Annotated in this window: 14 protein-coding genes; 5 read left to right on the top strand and 9 right to left on the bottom strand. The window is 71.1% G+C overall.

The window, feature by feature from the left end; translation table 11 throughout:
• Positions 1–51: 51 nt before the first annotated feature.
• The gene (locus tag AC6EXY_RS07530) at positions 52–1,497 is read right to left on the bottom strand and encodes a UDP-N-acetylmuramoyl-tripeptide--D-alanyl-D-alanine ligase (RefSeq protein WP_101835940.1); all 1,446 of its coding nucleotides are present in this window, start codon (positions 1,495–1,497) and stop codon (positions 52–54) included.
• Between the two features lie 206 nt (positions 1,498–1,703).
• Here AC6EXY_RS07530 and AC6EXY_RS07535 point away from each other — a divergent pair, with 206 nt between their 5' ends.
• Genes AC6EXY_RS07535 through vanX form a run of 3 tightly spaced genes read left to right on the top strand, consistent with a single transcriptional unit; the run spans position 1,704 to position 4,297 of the window.
• A complete protein-coding gene (locus AC6EXY_RS07535) occupies positions 1,704–2,660 on the top strand; it encodes an NAD(P)-dependent oxidoreductase (RefSeq protein WP_499816918.1) in 957 nt (318 codons plus the stop codon).
• The gene (gene vanA / locus AC6EXY_RS07540; protein WP_101835907.1) at positions 2,653–3,699 is read left to right on the top strand and encodes a D-alanine--(R)-lactate ligase; all 1,047 of its coding nucleotides are present in this window, start codon (positions 2,653–2,655) and stop codon (positions 3,697–3,699) included. Before AC6EXY_RS07535 ends, vanA begins: the two co-directional genes overlap by 8 nt.
• Entirely contained in the window at positions 3,689–4,297 is a 609-nt protein-coding gene (vanX, locus tag AC6EXY_RS07545) for a D-Ala-D-Ala dipeptidase VanX (protein ID WP_101835908.1), read from the top strand. Before vanA ends, vanX begins: the two co-directional genes overlap by 11 nt.
• A gap of 58 nt (positions 4,298–4,355) precedes the next feature.
• Here the strand turns inward: vanX and AC6EXY_RS07550 are convergent, their stop codons facing one another.
• From AC6EXY_RS07550 to AC6EXY_RS07565, 4 genes are all read right to left on the bottom strand, one after another.
• Entirely contained in the window at positions 4,356–5,852 is a 1,497-nt protein-coding gene (locus AC6EXY_RS07550; protein WP_101835910.1) for an MDR family MFS transporter, read from the bottom strand.
• A gap of 205 nt (positions 5,853–6,057) precedes the next feature.
• Positions 6,058–6,672 (bottom strand): class I SAM-dependent methyltransferase, encoded by a 615-nt coding sequence (locus AC6EXY_RS07555; protein WP_101835912.1) that lies wholly within the window; start codon positions 6,670–6,672, stop codon positions 6,058–6,060.
• Between the two features lie 236 nt (positions 6,673–6,908).
• On the bottom strand, positions 6,909–7,706 hold the full coding sequence (locus AC6EXY_RS07560) for a methyltransferase (protein ID WP_243408118.1): 798 nt from the start codon (positions 7,704–7,706) through the stop codon (positions 6,909–6,911).
• A gap of 290 nt (positions 7,707–7,996) precedes the next feature.
• Positions 7,997–9,286: a glycosyltransferase gene (locus AC6EXY_RS07565; RefSeq protein ID WP_243408119.1), complete on the bottom strand. Its 1,290-nt coding sequence runs from the start codon at positions 9,284–9,286 to the stop codon at positions 7,997–7,999.
• Between the two features lie 456 nt (positions 9,287–9,742).
• On the opposite strand from AC6EXY_RS07565, the gene AC6EXY_RS07570 reads away from it, so the two are divergent.
• Complete coding sequence (locus tag AC6EXY_RS07570; RefSeq protein WP_243408120.1) at positions 9,743–10,330, top strand: hypothetical protein; 588 nt, start codon at positions 9,743–9,745, stop codon at positions 10,328–10,330.
• Between the two features lie 27 nt (positions 10,331–10,357).
• On the opposite strand, the gene AC6EXY_RS07575 is transcribed toward AC6EXY_RS07570, so the two are convergent.
• Positions 10,358–10,915 (bottom strand): TetR/AcrR family transcriptional regulator, encoded by a 558-nt coding sequence (locus AC6EXY_RS07575; protein WP_101835918.1) that lies wholly within the window; start codon positions 10,913–10,915, stop codon positions 10,358–10,360.
• A gap of 119 nt (positions 10,916–11,034) precedes the next feature.
• On the opposite strand from AC6EXY_RS07575, the gene AC6EXY_RS07580 reads away from it, so the two are divergent.
• Positions 11,035–12,087, top strand: coding sequence for an aldo/keto reductase (locus AC6EXY_RS07580; protein ID WP_499816914.1), 1,053 nt, complete (start codon positions 11,035–11,037; stop codon positions 12,085–12,087).
• Positions 12,088–12,239: 152 nt separating this feature from the next.
• On the opposite strand, the gene AC6EXY_RS07585 is transcribed toward AC6EXY_RS07580, so the two are convergent.
• The 3 genes from AC6EXY_RS07585 to AC6EXY_RS07595 form a co-directional block, all read right to left on the bottom strand.
• Positions 12,240–13,100, bottom strand: a complete 861-nt coding sequence (locus AC6EXY_RS07585; protein ID WP_499816919.1) for a MerR family transcriptional regulator — start codon at positions 13,098–13,100, stop codon at positions 12,240–12,242.
• A 182-nt stretch (positions 13,101–13,282) separates the two neighbouring features.
• A complete protein-coding gene (locus AC6EXY_RS07590) occupies positions 13,283–14,320 on the bottom strand; it encodes a MerR family transcriptional regulator (RefSeq protein WP_101835924.1) in 1,038 nt (345 codons plus the stop codon).
• Positions 14,314–15,138, bottom strand: coding sequence for a HEAT repeat domain-containing protein (locus tag AC6EXY_RS07595; RefSeq protein WP_499816915.1), 825 nt, complete (start codon positions 15,136–15,138; stop codon positions 14,314–14,316). The genes AC6EXY_RS07590 and AC6EXY_RS07595 overlap by 7 nt, the downstream gene beginning before the upstream one ends.
• Positions 15,139–15,664: the final 526 nt, after the last annotated feature.

A 15,664-nucleotide genomic window follows, 5' to 3' on the forward strand; every position in this document is an offset into this window, starting at 1 on the left:
TCGACCAGGGTGCGCGTGCCCGAGGAGCGACGAGGACGTCACCCCGGCAGCTCACGCGAGCGCGGCGGCGATCTCGTCGAAACGCGCGCCGCGGGAGGCCTTCACGAGGACCACGTCGCCGGCGCCGAGGCGGCCGCGCAGCCAGTCGACAGCCGCGTCGTTGTCGTCCAGTGCCACCGCCCGCTTCCCCGCGCCGACGGCGATCGGTCGGGCCGCCTCGCCGACCGCCACCACCACGTCGGCCCGGGAGGCGGCGTGCTCCCCGACAGCGCGGTGCTCGGCCTCGCTGGCGTCGCCGAGCTCGCGCATCTCGCCGAGGACGGCGATGCGGCGGCCTCCCTCGATCGCCGCCAGCGCGTCGAGGGCGGCGCGGGTCGAGTCGGGGTTGGCGTTGTAGGCGTCGTTAAGCAGCATCGCGCCGCCGGCGAGGCCGCGCGGCTCCAGGCGCCACGGTGACAGCGAGGCGGAGGCCAACGCCGTGGCGATCACGTCGAGAGGTACGCCGGCGGCCAGCCCCGCCGCTGCGGCGGCCGACGCGTTGAGTGCCTGATGCGCGCCCAGAACCGGCAGCGTGACGCGAGCCGACGAAGTGGTGACGACGGCGGCCTCGGCGGTGGGAACGGCGGTGACGGCCCCGGAAGCGGCGGTGGTGGTGGCGGTGGCTGCGGTGGCTGCGGTGGCTGCGGTGGCTGCGGTGGTTTGCAGGGTGAATGACGGCCGGGCTAGCCGGTCCAGCGTCAGGTCGAGCACGCGCATGTCGGCGTGCCACGCTCGGCCGAAGGTCAGCACAGGGCCGGCTGTGAGCGAGCGCATCGCGGCCACCCGGGGATCGTCGGCGTTGAGCACGGCGGTGCCACCGGGCGCCAGTCCCCGCACCAGCTCGCCCTTGGTACTGGCGATGGCCTCGCGCGACCCGAACTCGCCGAGATGCGCCTGGCCGACGTTCATGACGATGGCGATGTCGGGCGCGACCAGAGCGGTGAGCGTGGCGATGTCACCGAGATGGCGAGCACCCATCTCCAGGACGAGGAACCGGGTGGCCGCGTCGGCGCGCAGCATGGTCAGCGGCACGCCGAGCTCGTTGTTCAGCGAGCCGATCGTGGCGGTCGTCGCGCCGGCGCTCGCCAGGATGGTCGCCAGCAGGTCCTTGGTGCTGGTCTTGCCCTGGGAGCCGGTCACCGCGACGACGGTCAGCCGGTCGCGCAGCCGGGCCACGACGTGGGTGGCGAGCGCCTGCAGCGCGGCCTGGACGTCGTCGACTACGACGGTGGGCAACGGCGTGGGCCGGGAGCCGAGCACCGCCACCGCACCGGCCCGGCCTGCCTGGCCCGCGTAGTCGTGACCATCGGCCTGCTCGCCGGCGAACGCCACGAACAGGCCACCCGGTTCGGCCTGCCGGCCGTCGAGCACGGCCGGCGCGGTCACCGTGACGGCGCCATCGCCCTTGACCATCCCATGGACGACCGCGGCGATCTCGTCGACGCGGAGCGGAATCATGCTGCCGCACAGTACGGTCGGCCACATATCGCTGACATATTGCCATTCCCATATACGCCGGCAACTCCGCCCTTCCTTGACTGGAGCGCGTGACCTCCACCGAAGCGGCCCGAACGGCAGCCCACCACCGCGCCCGATCACCGGCATCCCCACTCTCCCCGCCTTCCCCGTCTTCCCCGTCTTCCCCGGCCGTCTCGGCTACGGGAATCACCGTCTATGGCTGCGGACAGGACGAGGCTGCCCTGTTCCGGGAGCTGTCGCCCCGCTTCGACGTCGCGCCGACCTTCACCGAGGCGCCGGCGTCCGAGGCCAATGTCGCCCTGGCATCGGGAAACCGCTGTATCAGCATCAGCCACAAAGATCAGGTCACCAACTCCACCCTTCTCGCGCTGAGCCGCGTCGGCGTGTCGTATGTCTCCACGAGAAGCACCGGATGCAATCACGTCGATGTCAGCTACGCGGCGAGCGTCGGCATCACCGTCGAGGGTGTGGCGTACTCACCCGACAGCGTGGCCGACTACACCCTGATGCTGATGCTGATGGCGGCGCGGCATGCGGGGTCCGTCATCATCCGGGCAGCCGCCCATGACTACCGCCTGCAGGAGACGCGCGGGCGGGAACTGCGCGACCTGACCGTCGGTGTCATCGGGACGGGACGCATCGGCGCCGCGGTCGTGGCCAGGCTGCGAGGCTTCGGCTGCCGCGTTCTCGCCCACGACAGCCGGCCCGGCACCGCGGCCGCCGACCGTGTTTCCCTCGACGACCTGCTGCGGCGAAGTGACATCGTCACGCTCCACGTTCCCCTCGACGCGGCCACGCGTCATCTCCTGGATCGTCGCCGTATCGAGCGGATGAAGCGCGGCGCGATCGTCGTCAACACCGGTCACGGCGCGCTTCTGGACACCGAGGCCCTCGTTTCCGCGCTGGACAGCGGCCGGTTGGGTGGCGCGGCGCTGGACGTCCTCGAAGGAGAGGAGGGAATCTTCTACGCCGATCACCGGGGAAACCCCGTCGAGCACCGGTCGCTGGCACGCCTCCAGGGACTCCCCAACGTGATCATAACTCCGCACACGGCCTACTACACCGATCACGCTTTGAACGACATCATCGAGAACTCCATCGTCAACTGCCGGCGATTCGAAGGAAGTACCGCGCATGGCTAGAACGAGAATCGGGATCATCTTCGGCGGCGGTTCCGAGGAGCACACCGTCTCCGTCAGGTCCGCGCGGGAGGTCGCGGCGAACCTCGACACCGAGAGGTATGAGCCGTTCTACCTCGGGATCACGAGGAATGGCGCGTGGCGGCTGTGCGACGGCCCCGACCCGGGCTGGGATGACGGGAACGGCCGTCCAGCGGCACTGTCACCGGACGGTGGCGTGCACGGCCTGCTCGTCCTGGACGAGGGACGCTACGAGACGATCAGGCTCGACCTGGTGCTGCCCGTCCTGCACGGCCGGCTCGGCGAGGACGGCGCGATCCAGGGACTGCTGGAACTCTCCGGGATCCCCTACGTGGGCTGCGGCCTCCAGAGCTCCGCGCTGTGTATGGACAAGTCCCTCACCTACCTCGTCGTTCGAGGCGCGGGTATCGCCACGCCGAGCTTCTGGGTCGTCACGGGGAACGAGGACGTCGATCCCGGCCGGCTTCCCTATCCCGTCTTCGTCAAGCCGGCCCGTTCCGGATCGTCGTTCGGCGTCAGCAAGGTCTCCGGTGCGCCGGAGCTGGCGCGGGCGGTGCGGACCGCACGGCAGTACGACACGAAGGTGCTGATCGAGGAGGCTGTGGTCGGCAGCGAGGTCGGCTGCGCCGTTCTGGGAAACGGTCGGGATCTGATCACCGGCGAGGTGGATCGGATCGCGCTGTCCCACGGCTTCTTCCGTATCCACCAGGAGAGCGCGCCCGAAGGCGGTTCCGAGAACGCGACCGCCATCGTTCCCGCGGACATCCCGGCGGAGGCACGCTCGCTCGTCCAGGAGACCGCCACCTCCATCTATCGCGCCCTGGGCTGCAGGGGACTGGCCCGGGTGGACATGTTCCTCCGGGAGGATGGCACGGTGATCCTCAACGAGGTCAACACGTTTCCCGGCCTGACCTCGTACAGCCGCTTCCCGAGGATGATGGCGGCCGCCGGCCTGCCGCTGGGCGCGGTGATCGACCGTCTGGTGTCGCGGACGCTGGCCGGAACACCCGATGGACGATGAATTCGCCTTCGTGGACGAGCTGGTGCCCGGAATACGCTGGGACGCCAAGTACGCCACCTGGGACAACTTCACCGGCAGGCCGGTGGACGGGTACCTGGCGAACCGGATCGTCGGCACGCGGGCCCTGTGCGCGGCGCTGCGCAGGGCGCGGGACCAGGCCGAGTCCCTTGGCCTCGGCCTGGTCGTCTGGGACGGATACCGCCCGCAACGCGCCGTGGACTGCTTTCTGCGCTGGTCGCGACAGCCGGAGGACGGCCGGACGAAGCCGCATCATTATCCGAACATCAGCCGCGCCGAGTTGTTCACGCAGGGATACGTGGCCGCCAGGTCGGGACACAGCCGGGGCAGCACCGTCGACCTGGCGCTCTACCATCTGGCCACCGGCGAGCTCGCCGCCATGGGCGGCCGCCACGACCTGATGGACGCGATCTCACACCACGGAGCACGCGGAATCCCGTCGACCGAGGCGAGAAACCGTCAGCACCTTCGCTCCATCATGGCGGCCTGCGGCTTCCTCTCCTACGACCGCGAGTGGTGGCACTACACCCTGCGAGACGAACCCCATCCGGACACCTACTTCGACTTTCCGGTGGCATAGCGACGTCGAGGCAGCACGGGCGACGACGTCCGGCTCACGCGTCGGCGGCAGCGCCCGGTCACACCGCCGGGGCAGGCTCGGGGCTGGCGTGGGCGCCGGCGCCCTTGGGCCTGTTGGGGATCCACAGGGCGATCAGTGTCAGGGCGATCGCGATGAGGGCGGCGGTGGCGAACGCCCACCGCATCCCGCCGACGAGCGCGTCGACGTCGGACGCGCCGCCGTCGGTCAGCCGGGTGGAGCGGGCCTCCAGGATGACGACCAGCAGGGCGGTGCCCATGGCGCCGGAGACCTGCATGATCGTGCCGAACAGCGAGCTGCCGTGCGAGTAGAGGCTGGCGGGCAGGTCACCCAGTCCGACGGAGAACAGGGGGGTGAACACCGCCGCGAGGGACGCCATCAGCAGGATGTGCACCACCAGCAGCAGCGGGTACGGCGTGTCGCGGCCGATCGTGGCGAGCGCGCCCAGCGAGAGCATCGCCACCGCACAGCCGGGAATGACGAGCAGCCGCGCGCCGAACCGGTCGTAGACGCGGCCGACCGCCGGGCCGAGCAGGCCCATCGCCAGGCCACCGGGCATCACCAGCAGGCCGGTCTGCAGCTCGGTGAGGTCCCGCACGTCCTGCAGGTACAGCGGCAGCAGGAACATGGCGCCGAAGAAGGCCATGTTCGAGGCCGCCATCACCAGCAGCGAGACCCGGAACGAGCGGTGGACGAGCGTGCGCAGGTCCAGCAGCGGGCGGCCGCGCTGTGCCAGCCGAAGCTGCACCGCGGCGAACCCCGCGACGAGCGCCCCGCCGCCGGTGATGATCAGCCCGACGGTGACACCGTCACGGGCACCGATCTCGCTGAGGCCGAACAGCAGGCCGCTGAACCCGAGTGCCGCGAGCAGGACGCTCGGCCAGTGCACGGAACCGCTCACGGTCTCGCCGACGTTCTCCAGCCTGCGCAGGCCGGCGACGGCGACGAGCACCGCGACCGGCAGGATGAACACGAAGATCAGCCGCCAGGAGCCGAGCTGCAGGATGACTCCGGAGACCGCGGGGCCGAGCGCCGGCGCGCAGGACATCGCCATCGTGACGGTGCCCATCACCCGGCCGCGGGCCGACTCGGGGACGACCACCATCAGGGTCGTCATCAGCAGCGGCATCATCACCGCCGTGCCGGCGGCCTGCACGACCCGGCCGGCGAGCAGCACCGGGAAGGCGGGCGCGACCGCGCCGATGACCGTTCCGGTACAGAAGGTCGCCATGGCGACGGCGTAGGCCGTCCTGGTCGTCACCCGCTGCAGGAACCAGCCGGTCAGCGGGATTACCGCGGCCATCGTGAGCATGAAGATGGTCGACAGCCACTGCGCGGCCCGCGGCGAGATGGAGAAGTCCATCATCAGCCGGGGCACCGCGTTGATCATGATTGTCTCGTTGAGGATGACGATGAACGTGGCGACGACCAGCAGCTTGATGACCAGCGGAGTCCGCTCGGACGCGGCGATCTCCCCGGGGAGATCGGTCTCGTCGCCACGGTGGGCGGCGTCGTCCACGCGCAGCGGCACAGTCATGACAGCTCCTTGAGTTCCCGGCCCGAGGTCGGGCCGTCGGCAGGACGCGCGCACGGAAAGGCACGCGCCGATCCGTCCGAGACGGCGGCGGCACCCGTCCGGTCGACGCACCGTCCCACGCAATCGCGACGTACAGCAAACAGATTCCAGCTGACGCCGCGGGCCGCGCGGACCGCATGCCACGCGCTCCGGCCGGGACGCCGCGTCAGGTCGGTCTGGACGCGACGCCCTCGTAGGCGAAGCCGAGCCGGGCTGTTCCGCGCATCGGATGGGTCGTGGCCGACTCCAGGGTCAGCCCGGACGCCGCGACCAGCTCGTCGATGCGGCGGTCGAGATGACAGCCGCCGGCGATCCTGCCCCAGGCGGGGGTGAGCCGGTCCTGCCAGCGGGCGACGGCGGGTCGAGACGAGCGGCCGTGCTCGGTGAAGTGCAGGGAGCCGCCGGGCCGCAGCACCCGGTGGATCTCGCGCAGCGCCTGGTCGACGTCGGGGATGGTGCACAGCGTCCAGGCCGTGAGGACATGATCGACCGACGCGTCCGGCAGGGGCAGCGCCTGGCCGTCGTCGCCGATGAACTCCACCGGGCAGGGCGCGGCGGCGACGCGCCCTGCCGCGAGCCTGCGCCCGACAGCGGCAGGCTCGACCGCGAGCAGGCGCGTGACGTCCGCCGGAAGGTACGCGAGGCTGCGTCCCGAGCCGAAGCCGATCTCCAGGACCTCGCCGGACAGCCCGGCCGCGACCCGCGCCCTGGCCTCCCGCACCGGTCTGCCGAGGGCCAGATCGATGACTCTGGGCAGCACCTGGTCGTCCCACAAGCCCACTACGACTCCTCACCGACAGCACGCCGCGTGGTCCACCCCAGGTCGCACGGCGGCGCCGGCCCAGCACCCGCCGTCGAACAGGTCACCGAGCCGGCCGGCGTCGCGCGGTACCTGATCGCTGACCTCACCCACCCACGCTGGCACGCGCAGCCGGCGCGGTAAAGAAACCCGTCGGGGACGCGGCGGGTCGGCGGCCGTGGTGCCGATATCGCCCAGCGGGGTCCGGCGCCGCCGGGCTATCTCAGCCGGCAGTGGACGTGGTGGATGAGGCGGGCGATCCCGCGGTAGGGGTCGCGGGTGCCGGCGGCCCATTCGGCGTCGACGACGGCGTCCAGATCCGGGCCTGGCGGGGTGTCGCCGAGATGATCGGTGAAGATGCGGATTCCGTATCGGGCGAGCGGCCGCGTGCCGGCGGCTGTGAGGATCGCGGAGACGTTGGCCGGATCATCACCGCCCGGCGGGATCACCGCTGGCTGGCCGGCCGCTCCCGTGGACGTGGCCGACCCGGTGGAAGCCGCCGGGGTGGGCTCGCCGAGTTGCGCGGTGGTGTCCTGCCAGCGGCCCTGCAGGCCGGCACGCAGCGCGAGCGCCGGGCCGTTCTTACCGACCACGGAGATGATCCCGCCGGGTCGGGTGACCTCGACGAGGACCTCCAGCAGGGGCGCCGGCTCGGGGACGAACATGATGACGCCGTGGCAGAACGTGGCGTCCCAGCCGATGCCCACCAGGCGGGCGGCCTCGCGCCCGTCGCCTTCGACCAGCGCGACCCGCCGCCGGACAACCTCGGGGGCGTCCGCGAGCGCCCGCCGGGCCTCGACCAGCATGCCCGGGTCCGGTTCGCAGACGGTGACCTCGTATCCCCGCCGGGCGAACTCCAGCGCCTGCACGCCGTTGCCGCCGCCGATGTCCAGCAGCCGCGCGGGCGGGGGTGGCAGATGCTCGACCAGCGCCCGGGTGACCAGCCGCTGCCGGACGACACCTCGCAGCGTCGCCGTGTGCGCCACATAGTCCGCCGTCTCCGTACCGTCGACCACGCCGAGTACCTGAGGTTCACATTCGGCCGGGCGCCCGCGGCGTGGTTCAGGGCGGCGACCGGGGACCCTCGTTATCGTGCGGCGGGACGGCGGGCCACCGGTCGGCTGGTCACGGATCTCCCGGCCGGACGCCGGCGGACGGCCCCGAGTCGGGACGGAATGGTCGTGCACGGACGGGTGACGATCGCTGGCCGGGGACGGCTGCATCAGGCGGTGCTCCTTCCTCAGTACTGGGGATCTGTCCCGTTTGGCGGCGTCGCAACCTTTTCGAATCGGTCCGCGGCCTGGCCTCAGTCACCCTGGGCCACTCGAGCGCCCCCGGTGCTCTGCTGACGAGCCAGCTCCTCGAGCAGGTCGGCGGCCCGCTGCTCCCGCCCGGCGGCGTCGATCTCCGCGCGCAGGCGGCCGGCGGCGAGGGTGTAGCCGATGTCGCCGAGGACCTGGCGGACGGCGGCGCGGACGCGATCCGGTCCGGGGGTCTGGCTGCGCAGGTCGATGCCGACGCCCGAGTAGGCGACCCGGGCGTTCACCTCCCCCTTGTCCTCGGTCTTCCCCGCGCCGACGACGGGGACGCCGTGGGAGAGCGCGAGCTGGACGCCGCCGTACCCACCATTGGTGACGAACACGTCCGTGTGCGGCAGCAGGAGGTCGAAGGGGATGAACCGCGCCACCCGGGTGTTCGCCGGCACCGCGCCCAGCTCCGACGGGTCGGCGCCGCCGGTGACGGCCACGACGAGCAGGTCGTCCTCGGGGCCGAGCGCGTCGATGGCCGGCCGGAGGAGCTGGCTCGGATCGGTCGCGACCGTACCCTGGGTGACCAGGACGACGCGGCGATCCCCGGACAGGTCGTCCCACCAGTCCGGTCGCTGCCAGTGTCGATCCGTCTCCTGCCGCGGCGGGCCGACGAAGCGCACCTGGGATGGGCGATCGGTCACGGGATACTCGAACCCGGGCGTGCTGAACTGCAGATACAGCCTGGTCTCGAGGGCGAAGTCGTAGACGGCGGCGCTGGTCGGCGGAAGGCCGAAGGCCCGCCGGGCCACGTTGACCTCGGCGGTCATCCCTCGGAAGAGAATCCGCCGCGTCGCCTTGTCCAGGACACGGTTGCGCACCCGGCCGAGCGGGCCCCGCGCCGGCGACAGGCCGAATCCGAAGGGGGCCAGATCCCGGCTGGGAAATCCGAGGACGCTGATGCCGAAACCAGCGAGCGCGGGACCGCCCAGTTCCTGGACGATCGTCCCGCCGATGAATCCGGTGTCCCCGATGATGACGTCGGCGGGCTCCTTGTCCAGCAGGGCCGTCAGGTCACGGACCTGCCCGGCCACCGGCGCCGCGAAGCCGTACGTCATATCGAACTGAAGCTTTCGCAGCCCGGACAGCTCCCTGCGGTGTGGATACCGCGCGTCGAGACCATGCACGCTGTGATCATGCTGGGATTCGGTGATCGGGTGAAACGCCGCCCCCGTGCGGGCGATCTGGTCGGCGAACGCCGCACCGCCGTACCACCGCACGCCATGGCCGCGCGCGACCAGTTCCCGGGCGACCGGGATGGCCGGTGACGTGTGGCCGACAGCAGGCATGGTCGCAAACAGGAAGCGCGCCATCAGACAGCCCACGCCTTTCCCCGGTCCGGCATTCCTCCGGGCCGGTCGCCGCCTTCGGAATCGCCCTGCACAAAAAGGACTCTCGGACCATCCCCGAACGCCCAGTAAGCCATTTCCATCGCCAACTCCTTTCACTACAGGGAGGCTATACCCAATAATCCCCGATGGAATGACGTCGAGCCGACAGCCGCCCCCGCCACTGTGCCGCCATCGGCCGGCAGGCGGGCGACAGCACCGGACGGCAGCATCCGCGCCGACGGCCGCAACTACCCTCGACGAGGACGACCTCGCCCAGGCCATCGGAGACGACAGGGGCCCCACACGCGGGTTCCTGTCATGAACCAGTCAGGATGGCGGCTGTCGAGGCCGGGCCGGCGATAGTGTTCTCACCGCCATCCACGGCGATGCGTGCAGGGATTTCAGGGGGGCACCATGACAGTGGACGAAACGTCAACGGGTCTACCACGACGGGCATTCCTGGCAACCGGGATCGGGCTGGCGACCCTCACGGCGACGGCGGCGCTGTCCTCGCCCGCCGAGGCGTCCGGGGTATGGCATGCCGACTGGCGCTTCTGCAACAAGTGCTTCGGCCTGGTCCGGGCCCTCCAGCAGGTCCACAACCAGTGTCCGGCGGGCGGCCGGCACGCGATACAGGGCTGGACGTTCGGGATACCGTTCACCAACAGCACCGACCACCACTCCGGCGAGACGGCGTACCAGCAGAGCGACTGGCGGCAGTGCTCGTCGTGCGGTCTCCTTTACTACCACGACTTCCCGGGCGTCTGCGCCGGACGCGGTGGCCGGGCACATACCGGGCCCTTCCCACAGAACCTTCTCTGGCACGACCGGAACCCGGTACCCGGGAACTTCCAGGGCGCCTGGCGCTTCTGTTTCAAGTGCAGCGCACTCTATTTCGACGGATACCAGCCGAACCGGGGCGTCTGCCCGGGAAACCCGGGATGGGGCCACGCCGCCGCCGGTTACCTGTTCCAGCTGGAGGTGTACGCGTACACCTCTTGACGCGAGCCTGCGTCGCCTCGGGAGCCGCTATGGCCGGAACCCGTCGATGGCGAGTTCGAGGAGGCGGGCGGCCTGGGCGGCGCCTTCGGGGGTGTCGGGGGTGCGCCACAGGCAGCTGATGATCATGATGACATCCGCGGGGTCGAGACCAGGGCGTGTCGCGCCGGCGCGGGCACAGGCGTCGAGGAGCTGGCCGACGGCGGCGGTGACGGAGACGGAGGTCTCGCTGACGACCTCCTGCGCGGCGGCGGTGTTCAGCGCGTCGCCGAGGCCGTGCTTGAGGCGCACGTAGGCGGTGAGGGTGGTGAACCACCGCCGCAGCGCGTCCAGCGGGGCGTCGGCGTGGGCGGCGAGGACGTCCGGCACGGACCCCACAAGCCGGCCCACGTCGTGGCGGTAGACCTCCAGGATCAGCGCCTCGCGGGTCGGGAAATGCCGGTAGAGGGTGCCGGCGCCGACGCCCGCGCGCTTGGCGATCGAGTTCAGCGAGGCGTCCGGGTTCGCGGCGAGCGCGTCGTGGGCGACCTGGAGGATCGCCTCGCGGTTCCTGAGCGCGTCGGAACGCTGCGACCCGGCGTCGGGCATGGGTCCTCCTGACGTGCGAGCGGTCGCCCCTTGCCGAAGCGGAGAGCTCTCCGTTACGGTGGTGCGAGTCGGGCGGAGAGTTCTCCGCTTACTGTCCTGATTATAGGAGCCCCTCCCCCATGCGCTACGTCAAGCTCGGCCGCACCGGCCTCGACGTCTCCCCGATCGCCATCGGCGCGATGACCTACGGGCAGCCCGACCACGGCCACCCCGTCTGGTCGCTCGACGAGGAGGCCAGCCGGCCCCTCATCCGGCACGCGCTGGAGGCGGGCATCAACGTCTTCGACACCGCCAACATGTACTCCTACGGCTCCAGCGAGGAGATCCTCGGCCGGGCCCTGAGGGACTACGCGAGCCGCGACGACGTCGTCATCACCACCAAGATCCGCCACGTGATGCGCCCTGGCCGGCCCAACGGCGGCGGCCTGTCCCGCAAGGCGATCATGACGGAGATCGACCACAGCCTGCGCCGCCTCGGCACCGACCACGTCGACGTCTACATGATCCACCGCCTCGACAACGAGACGCCGCTGCTGGAGACCCTCGAGGCCCTGCACGACGTGGTGAAGGCCGGCAAGGCCCGGTACCTCGGCGCCTCGTCCATGCAGGCCTGGCAGTTCGCCAAGGCCCTGCATCTGCAGGAGCGCCACGGCTGGGCCAGGTTCGTCACCATGCAGGACCACTACAACCTGCTCGCCCGCGAGGAGGAGCGCGAGATGCTCCCGCTCTGCGCCGACGAGGGCGTCGCCACCATGGTGTGGAGCCCGCTGGCCCGCGGCCGCCTCGCCCGCCCCGCCGACCAGGCGAACGCCACCGAACGCGCCGCCACCGACGGCACCTTCGCCGACATGCTCTACACCCGCTCCACCGCCGACAGCGACCGCGTCATCCTCGACGAGGTCGGCACCATCGCCGACGCCCGCGGCGTCACCCGCGCCCAGATCGCCCTCGCCTGGCTGCGCCGCAACCCCGTCGTCGCCGCCCCCATCGTCGGCGCCCGCACCACCCAGCAGATCGACGACGCCGTCGCCGCCCTCGACCTCGACCTCACCGACGACGAGGCCCGCCGTCTGGAGGCCCCCTACACCCCCCGCCACGACCTCCAGGGCATCTCCGACGCCCGCGAACTCGAACGCATCAGGGCCGGCATCCCCGGCTTCGCCAACGTCTGACGGCACCGACGGCGTCCCGGCCCGCTCGACCGCGCGGAGCAGATCATGCGGAACCGTCCGAGTCCGCTCGGCGGCATTCGGCGAGAGGTTGACGGAACCGCGGGTGTGTCACCCACGTCGAGTACCGACGACGCCGGCGCGGCCACTCGGGTTCACACGGGGACGATCGGCTCCTGGATCTCGGTGACCCAGCCGTCCACGTCCTCGGGGCAGGCCAGGCTCAGTTCGCGGCTCGGCCCGGTGGTTCGGTAGCCGGCGTCCTCGATCCAGCGGGCAAGTGCCTGGTAGCTGGGCAGGCAGTCGTCCATGGAGCCCCGGTGCACCACGGTCGCCACCTGCGTGACGGCGGGCAGGTCCACGACAGCGGCGCCGGCCAGGGCCGCGGCGGCCGGTGTGCCGTCCGCGGGCAGCGCGCCGATGGGCAGGGCCGCGTGGACGACGATGTTCTCGCCATCGCCATCGCCATCGGCGTGCGGGTCGGTGTAATAGGCGATGGCGGGTCCCGTCGGGGTGACACCCGCGCTCCGCAACGCCGCGCCGAGCCGCTCATACAGTCCGCGGATGACCGGGCCGATCGACAGCGGCTCCATGTTCCGCGCGACGCCGGTCAGTTCGACGACGCGCACTGCCGGCAGCGGCTTGACGGTGATTTCGATGGTGGACATGGCAGCCTCGCTTTCGATCATTCGGAGTCTCGCCTGGATGTCCGCGAGCCGGGCGGTGTCGGCCGCGATCTGGGCGCGCAGCTCGGCCTGCCGCAGCCGCAGCATGCCGCGCAGCTCTTCGGCGCCGACCCGCTCGCCGAGCAGCTCCTGCACCTGCTGCAGCCCGAAACCCAGTCCCCGCAGCGCCACGATCCGGTTCAGCCGGGTGAGCTGCGCGGCGGTGTACCAGCGGTAGCCGGTCGACGGGTCGACCTGGGCCGGGCGCAGCAGCCCGATCGCGTCGTAGTGGCGCAGCATGCGCACCGACACGCGGCCGTGCCTGGCGAAGTCTCCGATGCTGAACCTGATGCTTCCGGTCTACGGCCTCACACCGTGTCACGGTCAAGCCGTCCCCGGCGACGTCGACAGGTTCCGACGACGACATCGGTCGGTAAGGCGGGGAGCCGATGGTCGACGCCGACGTCGCCGCGCTGGTCGAGATGGTTCTCCCCGCGCTTGGCTGATGTCCCACCTGGCTGGCGGTTCCGGCCCTACGCGCGCGACAGCCGCTCGTCGAGAATCTGGACGAACACCGAGGCGACGAGGGCGACGGCGGGGTCGTCGTCGTGGGCGAGGCGACGCAGCACGTCCCGGCCGGTGGTTCCGGAGAGCTCGACCAGTGCCTGGGCCAGGCGTATCCGTACGGCGGGGTCCGCGGTGTGCGCGGCGAGCTCGTCGGCCAACGCGGTGGTGATCCGGCCCGCGTGCTCGGGGTCCTCGGACAGCCTTCCCAGCACCTCTGCCGCCTCGACGTCGTTCGTGCCCTCGACGACCATCCCGACGAGTATCGGCACCGTCGGGGTCGCCGCCACGGCAGTGGCCTCGCTGCGTCCGCCCAACGTCAGCGCGGCGTACCTGCGCACCGTCAGGTCCTGGTCCTCGAGCGCGTCCGTGAGCGCCGCGGTCGCACCGGGAGTGTCGGGCACCTCGGCGATCGCCAGAACGGCGCGCCGCCGGACGTCGACGTCGTCCGCGTGCGTGGCGGCGGCCAGCGTCGCCAGGCCATCGCCACCCGATCGGGCGAGCGCCCAGCGCAGGGCGCCGGCGACGTTGGGGTCGGCTTCGGTGAGGACCGCCTCGGCCAGGATGTCGGCGGGAACCGCCGCGCCCTCCGGGAACGTCAGGACGGCCTGTTGCCTGCGCGCGGCGCTGGGCGCGTCAAGGCCCTGCATGAGGTCGACGATGCACAGCACGTCCTGCCAGCCGGTGGGCGCCGACGCGTCGATCGCGCGCAGGCGCCGCAGCAGCTCCCGGTCGCGTTCCAGGCGGTCCTCCGTCCACCGGATGAGGTCGCTGACCAGGTCGGACGGTGCGAAGGCCGGGTCCGCCAGCACGCGTTCGACCTGCCCCAGCGAAAGGCCGAGAGAGCGCAGGCTCTCCACGTGGAAGATCCTGCGGACGTCCTCGGCGGAGTACTCGCGATACCCGCCGGCCGTGCGACCGCTGGGTCGCACCAGCCCGAGCGCGTCGTAGTGCCGCAGCACGCGGGCGCTCACCCCCGAGCGGCGGGCCACATCACCGATCAGCAATCCGAGGTCTCCACGTCAACGGTCTCCATCACCGCGATCGTCACCTCCCCGGTCCGCGGGTTCGTGTGCCGCGCGTTCGTGTCCGGCGGGTTCGTGTCCGGCGGGTTCGTGTCCGGCGGGTTCGTGTCCGGCGCCGCCGCGGCAGCGGTCGCGGCTCGTTGCGGGCCGAGGGCGACCACGCGCCGCGCTTCGTCGATCGCCGCGTCGAACCCGGCCTCCGGGTCACGCAGGAGCGACGCGGTGGCTCGGGCGTGCGCGGCCACGGTCGGGTCGGGGTTCGCGGCGGCCCGCGCCAGGGCGGGCTCGATCACCCCGCCGAGGTCGACGAGGGCACGGCTCAGGCTCAGCTGAACCTCACGGTCGCCGCGGCCGAGCTGCACGACCAGATCGTCGACCAGATTCGGCCTGTCGTCCTCGGCGGCGAGGGCGACCGCCGCACGCCATGCGGTCCGCGCCACCTCGTCGTCGGCGTCGCGCAGCAGGTCGCGCGTGATCCAGGCCCACGCCCGCCTGTCGCCGATCTTGCTGAGGGTGTGCAGCGCCTGGCTGCGCGCCTGCGGGCGCTCGGAACCGAGCTCGCGGCGCAGCCGAGGCAGGGTGATCTCCGGCGGGAGACGGGTCAGCGCCCAGGACAGCATGTCCCGCACGAAGAAGTCGGGCTCGACCGCGCACCGCTCGACGAGCGCCGCCAGGAGACCCTGCTCGGGATCCGGGCCGGGATTCGAGCCGACCGCCAGGGCCGCCTGGAGCCGGACCGACGCATCCTCGGCGCCCAGGGCGCCGGCCACGCGGGCGTTCCACCAGGGTCCATCTGTCATGTTGATCGGAATCACCTCCAAGGCCCAGTGGACACCTTGACCTCGTGTCAAGGTAAAGGCCGACAAGCCGGCGGACCGGTCGGGCCCTCTGTCTCGGTCTCGGCTGAGACAGAGGGTCCCGGGACCGCCTCGGCACAACCATGCCCGACTCCACCGCTTCGCCCCGTGTCGATCACCATACGTCAAGTCCCCAGGCGGGGGTAACGGAGTCTATATCCGAACCATAAGGCCACGAACGATGTGAGGTTTGCCGCAGGTCGCGTATATCGATCCGGTAAACCCAGAGGGTCAACCGCGCATCAACATGCGGTCCCTTGAAGCCCAACCAGATGCTTCCATTCAACCTTCGCCACAGGCGGTCATCGTGACCGTACGTGAAATGAGCATTTTCAAAGTTGGTTTTTTTAGATTCCTTCCTGTTCCAGGACGAAGACGGCTTGGGTGAATGTGCCGACCCGGCGTGGGCAGCCGCGGAAGCGGCTGAAGACGCGCCAGTTTTTCAGGACCGCGAAGCCGCGCTCGCCGG

This window comes from Frankia sp. RB5, assembly GCF_059816245.1.

Coding starts and splice junctions, on each gene's coding strand:
- AC6EXY_RS07530 (WP_101835940.1), bottom strand. CDS start 1,497: ATGATTCCGCTCCGCGTCGACGAGATCGCCGCGGTCGTCCATGGGATG.
- vanA (WP_101835907.1), top strand. CDS start 2,653: ATGGCTAGAACGAGAATCGGGATCATCTTCGGCGGCGGTTCCGAGGAG.
- vanX (WP_101835908.1), top strand. CDS start 3,689: ATGGACGATGAATTCGCCTTCGTGGACGAGCTGGTGCCCGGAATACGC.
- AC6EXY_RS07550 (WP_101835910.1), bottom strand. CDS start 5,852: ATGACTGTGCCGCTGCGCGTGGACGACGCCGCCCACCGTGGCGACGAG.
- AC6EXY_RS07565 (WP_243408119.1), bottom strand. CDS start 9,286: ATGCCTGCTGTCGGCCACACGTCACCGGCCATCCCGGTCGCCCGGGAA.
- AC6EXY_RS07570 (WP_243408120.1), top strand. CDS start 9,743: ATGACAGTGGACGAAACGTCAACGGGTCTACCACGACGGGCATTCCTG.
- AC6EXY_RS07575 (WP_101835918.1), bottom strand. CDS start 10,915: ATGCCCGACGCCGGGTCGCAGCGTTCCGACGCGCTCAGGAACCGCGAG.
- AC6EXY_RS07580 (WP_499816914.1), top strand. CDS start 11,035: ATGCGCTACGTCAAGCTCGGCCGCACCGGCCTCGACGTCTCCCCGATC.
- AC6EXY_RS07595 (WP_499816915.1), bottom strand. CDS start 15,138: ATGACAGATGGACCCTGGTGGAACGCCCGCGTGGCCGGCGCCCTGGGC.